Origin of the sequence: uncultured Rothia sp. (assembly GCF_937976295.1) — a bacterium.
In the GTDB taxonomy this organism is placed as follows: Bacteria; Actinomycetota; Actinomycetes; order Actinomycetales; family Micrococcaceae; genus Rothia.
In genome coordinates this window covers 1-12866 of record NZ_CALJRY010000253.1, presented here as the reverse complement: position 1 = coordinate 12866, position 12866 = coordinate 1, and the positions used below count along the sequence as shown (strand labels likewise).

General features: G+C 60.5%; 10 protein-coding genes. All 10 read left to right on the top strand.

Annotated features, from left to right (window positions below):
* Positions 1–358: 358 nt before the first annotated feature.
* On the top strand, positions 359–1036 hold the full coding sequence (locus tag Q0216_RS06790; RefSeq protein WP_298593977.1) for a TenA family protein: 678 nt from the start codon (positions 359–361) through the stop codon (positions 1034–1036).
* Positions 1037–1347: 311 nt separating this feature from the next.
* Complete coding sequence (locus Q0216_RS06785; RefSeq protein WP_298593975.1) at positions 1348–2010, top strand: vitamin K epoxide reductase family protein; 663 nt, start codon at positions 1348–1350, stop codon at positions 2008–2010.
* A 318-nt stretch (positions 2011–2328) separates the two neighbouring features.
* The gene (locus Q0216_RS06780; RefSeq protein WP_298593973.1) at positions 2329–2568 is read left to right on the top strand and encodes a nucleoside-diphosphate sugar epimerase; all 240 of its coding nucleotides are present in this window, start codon (positions 2329–2331) and stop codon (positions 2566–2568) included.
* Between the two features lie 565 nt (positions 2569–3133).
* Entirely contained in the window at positions 3134–6901 is a 3768-nt protein-coding gene (locus Q0216_RS06775; protein WP_298593971.1) for an Rne/Rng family ribonuclease, read from the top strand.
* A gap of 528 nt (positions 6902–7429) precedes the next feature.
* A complete protein-coding gene (gene rplU, locus Q0216_RS06770; RefSeq protein ID WP_005505764.1) occupies positions 7430–7741 on the top strand; it encodes a 50S ribosomal protein L21 in 312 nt (103 codons plus the stop codon).
* 40 nt (positions 7742–7781) lie between these two features.
* Positions 7782–8039, top strand: a complete 258-nt coding sequence (rpmA, locus tag Q0216_RS06765; protein ID WP_005505766.1) for a 50S ribosomal protein L27 — start codon at positions 7782–7784, stop codon at positions 8037–8039.
* A gap of 198 nt (positions 8040–8237) precedes the next feature.
* Positions 8238–9845: a GTPase ObgE gene (gene obgE / locus Q0216_RS06760; protein WP_298593968.1), complete on the top strand. Its 1608-nt coding sequence runs from the start codon at positions 8238–8240 to the stop codon at positions 9843–9845.
* A 419-nt stretch (positions 9846–10264) separates the two neighbouring features.
* Positions 10265–11014 (top strand): nicotinate-nucleotide adenylyltransferase, encoded by a 750-nt coding sequence (gene nadD, locus Q0216_RS06755; RefSeq protein ID WP_298593966.1) that lies wholly within the window; start codon positions 10265–10267, stop codon positions 11012–11014.
* Entirely contained in the window at positions 11007–12053 is a 1047-nt protein-coding gene (locus tag Q0216_RS06750; RefSeq protein WP_298593964.1) for a sulfite reductase subunit alpha, read from the top strand. Before nadD ends, Q0216_RS06750 begins: the two co-directional genes overlap by 8 nt.
* A 66-nt stretch (positions 12054–12119) precedes the next feature.
* Positions 12120–12557 (top strand): ribosome silencing factor, encoded by a 438-nt coding sequence (gene rsfS, locus Q0216_RS06745; protein WP_298593962.1) that lies wholly within the window; start codon positions 12120–12122, stop codon positions 12555–12557.
* The last annotated feature ends 309 nt before the right edge of the window (positions 12558–12866 follow it).

Genomic DNA, 12866 nt, shown 5'->3' with positions numbered 1-12866 from the left:
GTTGGTTTTGCCGGCTGGGGGAGTGGCGCCCCGCTTTTTGCGCCTCTGTCTTTTTCGATTCTGCCCGCGTGCGCTGCCCTCATGCTCCCACTCGAACACATGATTTCTCACGTGTTCACAGGGACTCTCACCTAACCCCAATCGCCCGAGTTTGACCGGCATCGCTCGCCCTTACTCACCCAAACCCACCCAAAAATCGAAAAGAACGAAAATTTTCGTGCACCGGGGTACAAAACCGGGCACGCCGTCGCGTCCCGGTGCTATATTCGCTGAGGCGCCGGCCCCAATGCCTGAGGCCGCACCAACACACCCGCACACATACCAGTGACGGTATGCCACATAGTGAAAGGCACCCATCATGCCCGCACCCTTCACCGATTTGATCGGCACCGATTCGTTCACCGAGTCCCTACGCCAGGAGAACCTCGCCACCTGGCTTTCCGCCACGAATCACCGTTTTGTTGCTGAGCTTTTTGACGGCTCGATTGCCCCGCAGGTCATGGCAGGGTACCTGGTGCAGGATTACCGCTTCCTCGATACCTTCCTCGCCCTGATTGGCGGCGCGATTACTAACGCCGATACTCTCGCGGGCCGCCTGCGCCTCTCCAAGTTCGCGGGCGAAATCGCCGGTGACGAGAACACCTACTTCCTGCGCAGCTTTGAGACTCTGGGCGTGACCGAGCATCAGCGTGAATCCATGCCCGATACGGAGGCGACCGCCGGCTTCAAGCGTCTCTTCCTGGATGCGGCGGCAAGCGGCAGCTATGTGGCAATCCTGTCGGTGCTGGTGGTGTGCGAGGGCCTGTACCTGGATTGGGCGTCCAAGGCTCCCGCCAAGCGCCCCGATTCTTTTGTGCACCACGAGTGGATCACCCTGCACGACTACCCGGAGTTCCGTGAACTGGTTGATTTCTTGCGCCGCGAACTGGACCGTGTGGGCCCGTCGGATGCGCAGCGTGCCCGCGAGTTCTTTAGCCGCGCGGTGGAGCTGGAGCAGCTGTTCTTTGACGAGTCGTACACCCACCCGCTGCCCTAAGTAGTACCCTTGATGAAACCCTCGGAAGGTTCCGTCCGCCGCTGAATTGCGGGCTCCTTCCGGGGGTTTTTGCGTGCTGAAGAGGCCCCGAAAGCGCTACGAAAACGCGCCGAAAGCGCTACGAAAACGCCCCGAAAACGCCCCGAAAACGCGCCCATCTGCGTAAAATAGCGCGTCATAAAACAGAACATATAGGCTGATGGCGTGCCATTTGGTGGTGTAGAGGCTAGGATAAATGGGGTACCGCTTCCGGGGTGCTGGCTATGCCGCGCCGGTAAGTACCACCGTAAAACACTATCTAAAGGAGTCGTATGAGTACCGCCGCATCGAGTACTACCGAGCCCACCCACGCTGAAAAAGAAGCGCACCACGGGCACACGGGAACCCCGGGCAGCTACTCAGACCGACAGCTCGGATTCTGGCTAGTTAGCGCCGGCCTGATTGCACTCATCTCTTCAGCGATTCTGGTGTATGAGCGCCTGCAGATTTACATTGATGCCGGCCACTCCACGGTCTGCGATATCAACGCCCTGCTCAGCTGCGGCACGGTGATGCGCACCCCGCAGGCGGAGGCTTTCGGCTTCCCGAACCCGTTCATCGGCCTGGTGGGCTTCTCGATTGTGGTGACTATCGGCGCCGCGATGATGGCGGGTGCACAGTTCAAGAAGTGGTTCTGGGTGTGCATGAATATTGGTTTGGCGGCGGCGACCGCGTTCATCATGTGGCTGTGGTACCAGACGACGTTCCAGATCAACGCCCTGTGCCTGTTCTGCATGATTGTGTGGATTATGACCATCACGCTTTTTGTGAAGACTACGGTCCGCAATATTTCGGCGGGGGTCATTCCGGCGTCGCAGTCGATGCGTGAGAGCGCTCGCGGCTGGTCCTGGTTTGCGATTAGCCTGTGGTTGATCCTGATTTTCGGCATTATTGTGATCCGCTTCTTCGAGGTCATTGTGAATATGATGCGCTAAGCGTTCATCTCTGAGCTTGGTTTGAGGGCTGATGCCCCGAACATGCAACGCCCCGGTACTGTTGGTGCCGGGGCGTTGCTGTGTCTGCGGGCGGGGGAGGTTGCGCCGACTGGTTGAGTCAGGCTGGGGTGCCGGGTAGCGGGGGAGGCGCCGGTGACCCGAGCCGTGAAGTCAGCGGGGAGGCGGCGCGGGTGCGTATAATGGTCAGGTATATTCTTGAGCGGCATCAGTCGGAGCCGTCCGCGGGTTTCACCTGCGGCGTCGACTGCCTGCCGTTCTGCTGGACACTAGATTCGTGATACCCCGTCGAGGAGAGCCGTGAAGACTGCCGGAATTGCTGCAATGGGCATTGCTGCCGTTATTTTTCTGACTGCCCTGCTGTTGCTGACCGCCGGTCACTTCTCGCTGCTGTGGGTGATTCTGCTGGTGGTTTCTCCGTTCGTTTTCATTCTGGGTGTTCCGTTTGCGACCGGTTCCGGTCCGGAGTACTTGCCGACCGACCCGAAGCTTGCTCAACAGGCTCGTGAGGCGCGCGATGCGGAGCTGGGTCTGGACTAGTCCCTCCTCTCAAGAACTTTTTGAAGCCGGGTGGTGCGTAGTGGCACGCCCGGCTTTGCTGTACCCGCTATGGTGCTCGCCGCAGTGCCCGCGCATCCGGCTGGGAAGTGATGCCTGGATTGGGTGCCTTGGGTGGCTCAGAGGCGCCCTCTACCGGGTATAATGGAACACGGTGTCTTGTGCGCCCCGCACGCGCATAAAGATCCCCACCAACGCATCGAGGGAGAGTACCCGAAGAGCGCCGGCTATAAGCCGCGGAGCATAACTGTCGCACCGCGCGGGCCGCCCGCCTCGGCGAAGAAACCCGAAGACCGGCAGGGCACCCAGGAAGGGTGTGAGCGTGCCGTGCTCGAGAGCGAGGTGGCTGTGACCGTCGCGGCGCGCTCTGCGTTCCGCCCGCTCGCCCCCTACGGCAGAAGCACTGAACGAGATAGTGCCCGGTAGCGCCGATGGACGCGCACCGTAGGGTGAGGCTTGAGCCGCGGTGGCAGCAACTAGGCTTTGCGCTGTATGCGCGCTGTTAAAATCCTTGCGGTGCGGAGCAGGGTGTAACGAAAGAAGATTAATGTCTGACGAGAAGAACGTCGAACTTGGGGTTTTTGAGGCGCTGAACGCCCTCGCGGAGGAGAAGAACGCCTCTGCGGAGACCCGTGAAACTCTGCGTAAGAATGTTCGTGAGAGCTCTGACGCCCAGCAGGGCACTGAGCGTCGCCGTCCGGGTCGCCCGAAGAAGGAGAAGGCTCCTGAGGTTCCCCTGGATGAGGCGATTGCTGCTGGCCTGACCAACCTCCGTAACGCCAAGGCTAAGCACGCGCCGGCACCGAAGGTTGCCGCTCCCGTTGCGTCTGAGACCGAGGTTGCTTCTACTCTGGATAGCCTGTTTGAGGCTGCTGAGAAGAAGGCGGCTGAGCCTGCTGTCGTGGAGAACACCGCCAAGGTTGAGACTGTCGAAAAGACTGCAAAGGTTGAGACTGTCGAGAAGACTGCGAAGGTCGAAACCGTCGAGAAGACTGCGAAGGTCGAGGAAGTTGTCGCTCCCGCCGCTGAGTCTGCTGAGTCTGCCGTTGAGGTGAAGGAAGAGACCGCCAAGGTTGAGGTCGTAACCCCCGCAAAGGCTGAGAAGGCTGAAGAGGCCGCCGCTGAGCAGAAGGCTGAAGAGGCTGCCGTAGTTGCTGAGGAATCCGCAACCGAAGAAGCTGCACCCGAGGCATCCGCCGCAGAAGAGTCTGCTGAGGAGCCCGCAGAAGCTCCCGAGCCGGTCAAGACCATTAGCGACCTGCAGCGCGAAAAGCTGCAGGAGCTGCGCTCGCGTACCCCCATGGGTGCGATGCCGCTGTTCATGGCTCCCGAGCCGGAGGAGCTGAGCGAGCTCGCTGTTGCCGCCAAGCTGGAGCGTGAGGCACGCCGCGCCGCTGCCGAGGAGCAGAAGCGTAAGGAGCGCATGGAGCGCCGCCGCGAGGAGGCTGCCGCTGAGGCTGAGGTGACGAGCCACCGTCGCCGTCGCCGTCGCCGCGGTACCGAAGATATTGAGATTGAGGGCGGCGTTGATGATGACGTTGAGACCGTCACCAAGGTGCGTGCACCGCGCCTGGCTGACTCTCACGCATCCAACACTGTGACCGGTGTGCGCGGTTCTACCCGCCTGGAGGCGAAGCGTGTGCGCCGCCGCGAGTCCCGCTCCCTGGGTCGCCGCCGCCACATCGTGACTGAGGCTGAGTTCTTGGCTCGCCGCGAGTCCGTGGACCGTCAGATGCTGGTTCGTCAGAAGGACGGCCGCATCCAGATTGGTGTGCTCGAGGACGGCGTGCTGGCTGAGCACTTCGTGTCCAAGACTCAGCAGGATTCCCTGATTGGCAACGTGTACCTGGGTAAGGTTCAGAACGTTCTGCCGTCCATGGAAGCTGCGTTCGTTGACATTGGACGCGGCCGCAACGCTGTGCTGTACGCGGGCGAGGTCAACTGGGATGTCACCGGTCTGGACGGTGCGCCCCGCAAGATTGAGAACGCCCTGAAGCCCGGCGATTCGGTTCTGGTGCAGGTCACCAAGGACCCGATTGGTCACAAGGGTGCCCGCCTGACCAGCCAGGTTTCCCTGCCCGGTCGCTTCCTGGTGTACGTGCCGGGTGGTTCGATGACCGGTATTTCCCGCAAGCTGCCCGACACCGAGCGTGCGCGTCTGAAGAAGATTCTGAAGGACAAGCTGCCCGAGGGTGCTGGCGTAATCGTTCGTACCGCGGCGGAGGGTGCTTCTGAGGAGGAGCTGACCCACGACATTAACCGTCTGCGTGCGCAGTGGGAAGAGATTCAGGAGAAGGCTAACTCCCGCAAGGTGCTGGCTCCGGAGATGCTCTACCAGGAGCCCGACCTGATGATTAAGACCGTGCGTGACGTCTTCAACGAGGACTTCACCGCGATGATTGTTCAGGGAGAGAACGCGTGGGATTCCATTGAGGCGTACGTGACGTACGTGGCGCCGGACCTGGTCTCCCGCCTGCAGCAGTGGGACGGCGATGACGACCTCTTCGACCACTACCGCATCAACGAGCAGCTGGCGAAGGCACTGGACCGTAAGGTGTACCTGCCGTCGGGTGGTTCGCTGGTGATTGACCGTACCGAAGCCATGACCGTGGTGGACGTGAACACCGGTAAGTTCACCGGTAGCGGCGGCAACCTGGAAGAGACCGTCACCAAGAACAACCTGGAAGCCGCTGAGGAGATTGTCCGTCAGCTGCGTCTGCGCGATATTGGCGGCATTATCGTCATTGACTTCATTGACATGGTGCTTGAGTCGAACCGTGACCTGGTTCTGCGTCGCCTGATTGAGTGCCTGGGCCGTGACCGTACCAAGCATCAGGTGGCTGAGGTGACTTCGCTGGGTCTGGTTCAGATGACCCGTAAGCGCCTGGGTACCGGCCTGCTTGAGGTCTTCTCGGAGCCCTGTGAGCAGTGTGCAGGTCGTGGCCTGGTGGTTCACGATCAGCCGCTGAGCGGTCGTAGCGGTGGCGCGTCGGATTACATCCACCGCCATGAGCGTAATGACCGTAAGCGTAGCCGTGCCGCTGCCCGCGAGGATTCTCGTGACCAGCAGAAGCAGGATGCTCTGGAGTCGAAGAAGGCTGAGCGCCGTAACGCTATGGCTGCGGTGGCTGCCGCATCCGCTCATAGCGGGGAGACTTCGGAGGAGACCGCTTCGACCCGTAAGAAGCGTAAGCGTCGCAAGCGTTCGCGCCGCGCGGAGACCGCTGAGCTTTCGCTTGAGCAGGAGATTCAGGGTATTGCCGAGGCTGCCAGCGAGCAGGCTCACGCGGAGGTTGCTCAGCGTGAGGACAAGGTTGCTGAGGTCACCGAGGGCAACTGGGTCGGTGAGCAGGGCGGTTTCTCCCTGGAGCAGCTGGCGAGCGCGTTCGACCGCGTGGAGGAGCCCGCTGAGGATTCCTCGAAGGACTCTGCTGAGGGACGTTCGGATCAGGAGCGGGCGGAGGAGCGTCGTTCGTCCAAGCGTGGCGAGAAGAAGTCTTCTCGTAACCGCCAGCGCCGCGAGCTGACCGATGCGGATATTGCCGCTGTGGAGGATTCCGGTGCGGGTTCGCTGGAGGACGAGCACCACGTTGACCCGGAGCTTGACCCGCGCTTTAGCCGCTCTTCGGATCGTTTTGAGGCGATTCGCGCCGGTGAGGCGAAGGCTCGTGCTTCTCAGAAGGCTGGCCGTCTTGCCCGTACCGAGGGTGAGTCGTTCCGTTCGGGCCGTGAGGATCGTTCGGCGAAGCGCCAGAACGCTGAGCAGCAGAGCACTGAGCACAAGGGCGCTGAGGCAAACTCCGAGCAGAAGGCTCAGGAGCCCAAGCGCATTGAGCGTGAGGACCTGCGCATTGAGGATGTTCGTGAGACTCCGCGTGCGTCCCGCCGCCGTGCTCGTCGCGCCGCTGATGAGAAGCGCGCCGAGAAGGCGGCTGAGCAGGCATCCGCAAATGCTGGTAAGATTGAGAAGTCTGAGTCTCGCCCGGTTGTGACCGGCGTGATTGGTGCTCCGGCTGTGACCGGTGTGGTGGGCGCAGCTCCCGCAGCGGTTGAGGCTCCGGTTGAGGATCAGACGCCTGCGGCTCAGGTGCCCGGTTCGACCCCGCGTAAGCGTCGCACTCGCCGTGCGGCTTCGAGCGCCGGTGCCGGTGCTCAGGTCGTGACCGTGGACGCTTCCGAGCGTGCTGAGGGTTCCGTGGTTGCTTCCGCTTCTGTTGCGGATGTGGCTCCGGTGTCTGATGACGCTTCGGCCCCTGTTTTGTTCGGCATTGGCGTTGCTGCTGCCGACATTAAGCGTGAAGGTAAGGACGATTAGTCTTTAGCTTCCGATCATCGGACATCCGATGGTGTGTTGTATATGAGATAGCCTCGGTAGGGCGAGCCGGAACTTCCCTACCGAGGCTATTTTTTTCTGTGCGTGTGCTGCGTCATTTTAAAGGCGCTATTAAGAGTGCGGTGCAGTATTAGAGGAGCATCACGTGCCGACTTCGAGCGTTCCGCAAAATTATCTATTGCGCGGCGCGTAGATCATGCCGTATCCTTAAGGACTGGTGTTTATCTCAGTGAAGCCCTATCGACGCAGGGCCAGCGGGAGACACCGCTCCCACCCGCATCGTCTTCGGCGCGGTCGAGCATTCGGCTGAGTTTGGAACGTGCGGGAGAGAGACACCACCGGTGAGCCTCGCGTGTTGGCTTCGGCGGGCAATCCCGTCGGAACGCACGGGCCGTTCCTCCTTGTTCGCGGTCATTTGATTGGCGGGGGAGGGCGCACAGCAATGAAAGCGCAGGCTGCTCATTCGTGTGAGATTCAAGAAGCAAGTTGTCGAGAAAAGTGAGTCCCATAGTGGCATACGCGATTGTACGCGCTGGCGGCCGCCAGGAGAAGGTTTCCGTAGGCGACCTCGTTACCCTTGACCGTGTTGCAGGCGAGCCCGGCAGCACCATCGAGCTGCCCGTGCTGCTGCTCGTCGACGGTGACAAGGTCACCGCTGACGCAAAGTCCCTGGCTTCCGCCAAGGTTGTTGCTGAGAAGGTTGAGGACCTGCGCGGTCCGAAGATCGTTATTCAGAAGTACAAGAACAAGACCGGTTACAAGAAGCGTCAGGGCTTCCGCGCCGAGCTGACCACCGTCAAGATTACCGCTATCAACGCGTAATCGAAACGACCGGAATTCAACCCTAAGGTAGGAATACAGAATGGCACACAAGAAGGGCGCAAGCTCCACCCGTAACGGCCGTGACTCGAACCCCCAGTACCTCGGTGTTAAGCGCTACGGCGGCCAGTCCGTCAACGCAGGCGAGATTCTCGTTCGCCAGCGCGGCACCCACTTCCACCCCGGCCTGAACGTTGGCCGCGGTGGCGACGACACCCTGTTCGCTCTGGCAGCAGGCACCGTCGAATTCGGTACCCGCAAGGGCCGCAAGGTCGTTAACATCCTGGCAGCAGCTGAGTAATACTCACCGCTAGGGCAGAGGGGGTAGGCGTTAGTCTACCCCCTCTCGCTATGACCTCGAATGCCGTGGAGGCCCGCCTGTGCTGGGCTCCACGATGAGGCGCACCCCAACCCGGTCGCGCCTGCCGCCGCATCCGCAGCATGATTGGTGTGTGCCGTGCGGTGGCGAAGTGAAGATTTTCCAAGATAAGGAGAACCCGTGGCAGAATTCGTGGACCGCGTGGTCTTGCATGTATCTGGCGGTCGCGGAGGTAACGGCTGCGTCTCCGTGCGACGTGAAAAGTTTAAGCCCCTGGGCGGCCCTAACGGCGGTAACGGTGGTAATGGTGGCGCGGTGATTCTGCGCGTGGATAACCAGACCACGACCCTGCTGGAGTACCACCACAGCCCGCATCAGCACGCCCCGAATGGCGATATTGGTCGTGGCGATATGCACCACGGCTTTAACGGTGAGGACCTGGTTCTGACCGTGCCGCAGGGTACTGTGGTGAAGGACCGCGAGGGTAATGTTTTGGCTGACCTGCTGCGTGTGGGCGACGAGTATGTTGCTGCCCGTGGCGGTATGGGCGGTCTGGGTAATGCTGCGTTGGCTTCGGCTAAGCGTAAGGCTCCCGGTTTTGCTCTGTTGGGCACCCCCGGTGAAGAGGCTGATATTGTTCTGGAGCTCAAGTCCATTGCGGATGTGGCTCTGGTGGGTTACCCCTCGGCGGGTAAGTCTTCGTTGATTGCTGCGATTTCTGCGGCGCGTCCGAAGATTGCTGACTACCCGTTCACTACTTTGATCCCGAACCTGGGTGTGGTGCAGGCGGGCGATGTTCGCTACACCGTGGCGGATGTTCCGGGTCTGATTGAGGGCGCTTCGGAGGGCCGCGGTCTGGGTCACCGTTTCCTGCGCCATGTGGAGCGTTCTTCGGCTCTGGTGCACGTGATTGACTGCGCTACTTTGGAGCCGGGCCGCGACCCGATTAGTGACTTTGAGGTGATTCGCGGCGAGCTGGAAAACTATGAGGTTGACCCGACTGCGGGTGTGACCGTGCCGCTGCATGAGCGTCCGCAGATTGTGGTGCTCAATAAGATTGACGTTCCTGAGGCTCGTGAGCTGGCTGAGTTTGTTCGCCCCGAGTTTGAGGAGATGGGCTTTAAGGTCTTCGAGATTTCGACTGCTTCCCATGAGGGTTTGAAGTCCCTGATCTTTGCGATGGCAAAGCTCGTGGAGGAGGACCGCGCCGCTCGTGCCGCTGCCGAGAAGGAAGCGGAGCGCGTGGTTGTTGAGGCTCCTGTGGTTCGCCCGAAGGGCTTCCGCGGTAAGAAGAAGCAGGAGTTCATTATTCGCCGCGAGGAGCGTAACCTTGAGCCGCTGTTCCGCGTGATTGGTGAGAAGCCTGAGCGTTGGATTCAGCAGACTGACTTCAATAATGATGAGGCTGTCGGCTACCTGGCGGACCGCCTGGCGCGCCTGGGTGTTGAGGATGAGCTGTTCAAGGCTGGTGCTCGTGCCGGTGACGCCGTGGTGATTGGTGAGAATGACAACTCGGTGATCTTCGATTGGGAGCCGACCATGGTCGGTGGCGCTGAGCTGCTGTCCTCCCCGCGTGGTACGGACGCTCGTCTGGAAGAGATTATTCGCCCGACTCGTGCGCAGAAGCGTGTGGAGTACAAGGAGCGTATGGACGCGAAGGCGGAGGCTCGTGCCGAGCTGGAGTCTGAGCGTGTTGCAGGCGTGTGGACCGAGTCGGTTGAGTACCGCAAGAAGTTGAAGGAAGGCAAGGTCGACGAGAATATCGACATGCCGAACGTCGACGACTAATAGCTAAGCGTTGGCTGTTGCCCAGACAGCTGTTGTGCAGACGATGAATGGTGCCGCGCACCGGGGTTTGCTCCGGTGCGCGGCGCTTTCTTGTATGCTCTGCGCCTTCTTGTATTCTCTGCGGTGGCGGTTGCGATTGCCTCTTACGCCGGATGTGTGCGTCGGAACATACGGGCGATTATGCGGGCAATTATGCGAGTAAGCCTGTGGTCGGGCGTGCTGGCTGGGTATTCCACTGGCGGCTTAGCTCACCCCCGTCATTTCGGTGTTTTTGACCGTAAGCAGGTAGCATAGAGGGGAATGTACGAGGGCACCGTTTTTGGTGTTGCGTACCTTCTGTGTACCTGCCCGCATCCGTACCTGTGGTGGCTTCTTAAGCTGCCGTGGCGCGGTCTCTGTCCCCAGCAAGGACGGCATTTGTGACTGACCAGCCTGTTCACCTTGATTTTGGTGCTCCGAGCACCGAGTCGATTCCCCCGCGCATTCCCGGTCGGGTGCGTCTGGGCGTGATGGGTGGAACTTTCGACCCGATTCACCACGGACACCTGGTGGCAGCTAGTGAGGTTGCCGCCGTGTTCGACCTGGACGAGGTTGTGTTTGTTCCGACCGGTCAGCCCTGGCAGAAGGTGGGGGAGCGGCACGTGAGTGACGCTGAGCATCGCTACCTGATGACGGTGATTGCGACCGCGTCGAACCCGCGTTTTACGGTGAGCCGTATTGATATTGACCGTGGCGGCGCCACCTACACCTTTGATACGCTTAACGAGCTGCGCGCCCTGCGCCCGGATGCTGACCTGTTCTTCATTACCGGTGCGGACGCGATCAGCCAGATTATGACCTGGCGCAATGCCCATAAGCTGTGGGATTTGGCGACTTTTGTGGGCGTGACCCGCCCCGATCATGAGCTGGATCCGCCGATGGCTGAGGGTCGTCATATTACGACCCTGAAGATTCCTGCGATGGCGATTTCTTCGACCGATATTCGTCGCCGCGCAGCTGAAGGCGCCCCCATCTGGTACCTGGTGCCGGATGGTGTGGTGCAGTACATCGCTAAGTACGGCCTGTACAAGAAGGACGCCTTGACGGCGTACCGTGACGGCTTGCCCCGCGTGAAGGATGAGTCTGGGCAGGCACCCCAATCGACGAATAATGAGGGAACACATGAGTGAAGCTACGGGTTCGAAGCCCTATAGCGAGGACGAAGCGTACCTCTACGAGACGTACGTGACCGAGGACGGCATTGAGGTGCCGCCGCCTACTAAGGTGATGGGTCCGCGCCGTCTTGCCCGCTACCGTGAAGAAGTTGCCGAGTACCTGCGTGCGAACCGTCGCGGTGAGCCCGCGAAGCCTGTTGAGAATATGGGCTCCGTTGTTCATGCGGACGCTATTGACCCGCAGGTTCTGGCTGTTCAGCGTCGTTTTGCAGCGCTGGCGGCTCAGGGCAAGATTGACACTGAGGCGAACGATGAGGAGAAGCTGCACGAGCCTGCTCCGCTGACCAGTAGCCTGCGTGTTCTGCGCCCCGAAGAGATCGCGAAGAACCGTGTGGATGCGACCAGCCCCTCCGCGGTGGATAACCCGATGACTTCTTCGATCCCGGTTATTGCCGTGGTCAAGGAGGAGAAGCCGGAACCCGAGCTGCACCAGTACCTGGTGCGCGATGAGCCGAAGGTTGAGGAGCTGGACAGCTCTGACATTGAGGCTGAGCAGACCGAGGTCGCTTCCGTTGAGGAAGAGACCGTTGAGGTTGCTGAGGTTGAAGAGTCTGCTGACGAGTTGCCCACCCGCGTGAGCGCGGTGAACGCGCAGGGTCTTGACCTGAGCGTGCTGGATAGCGCCTCCGCTGGGGATACCGTAGATTCGGTGGACGGCGACCCGACCGTTGCTCTGAGCCCGGATGAGGTTGAGGAGCTGCTGCAGCGCATGGTGGATCGTCAGGATCCCGAAGAGGCGCTGGTCGAGGAGACCGCTGAAGAGTCCGAAGAGGACTCTGAGGAGGAGTCTCAGTCGGCTGAGTCGAAGTCCGCAGCGGTTGCTTCTGCTGAGGCTTCGAAGGAGGCTGGGGAAGACTCTGCTTCCAAGAGCTCTGTTGAGAAGGCTGAAGAGGTTCTGCAGCCTGCGCAGAAGACCTCCCTGGCGTGGCTGTGGATCGTGTTGTTGCTCGCCCTGGTCGTTGTCGGTCTGATTATGGTTTTTGGCCCTAAGTAGGCCGTGAACAATGCACCCCTGTTGCGGGTGCTGCCGGTGGGTGTTCTGCCGGCAAGGAAGGAAAATATGACTGCTGCACAGTCCTCGGTTGAGGCTCTGCGCATTGCCGCCCGCGCTGCGGAAGAGAAGCAGGGAACGAACCTGTTCGCTGTGGATGCATCCGACGCGATGGGTCTGATTGATGGCTTCCTGGTGGTTTCTGCCCACAATGAGCGCCTCGTGAACGCTGTTGCGGATGAGGTTGAGGACGCTCTGCGTGAGCAGGCTGACTTGAAGCCGGTTCGCCGTGAGGGTCGCGCCTCGGGCCGTTGGATTCTGCTGGACTTCGGCGATATTGTCGTGCACGTTCAGCATGAGGAGGACCGCGAGTTCTACGCTCTGGATCGTCTGTGGGCTGAGGCTCCGCGTATTGAGCTGGGTGTTGAGAACGAGGCTCCCTTCGACATCGAGGGTGAGACTGAGGAAGATGCTGCACGCATCATTCCCGCTCAGGATGAGGCGTAGGCTTCCGCTTGATTTTTAGCTGATGAGGGGTGGGCCCTGTTGGTGCTGTATGGTGCCGCGGGGTCCGCCCCTTTTCTGCGTATGTCGAGGGTGTTTCTGCCCGCCCGGTTGCCCTTTCTGATGACCTGATTGCCCTTTCTGCCTGCCCGGTTGCCCCGGAACTTTTTTAGATTTTTGTGTGCGCTGGTTTGCATCGTTGTCCGTGGTGTGTGTAATATATTCATGTTGCCTCGTTGAGGTCACTAACAGAATATGGGGATATGGCGCAGCTGGTAGCGCACCTGCATGGCATGCAGGGGGTCAGGGGTT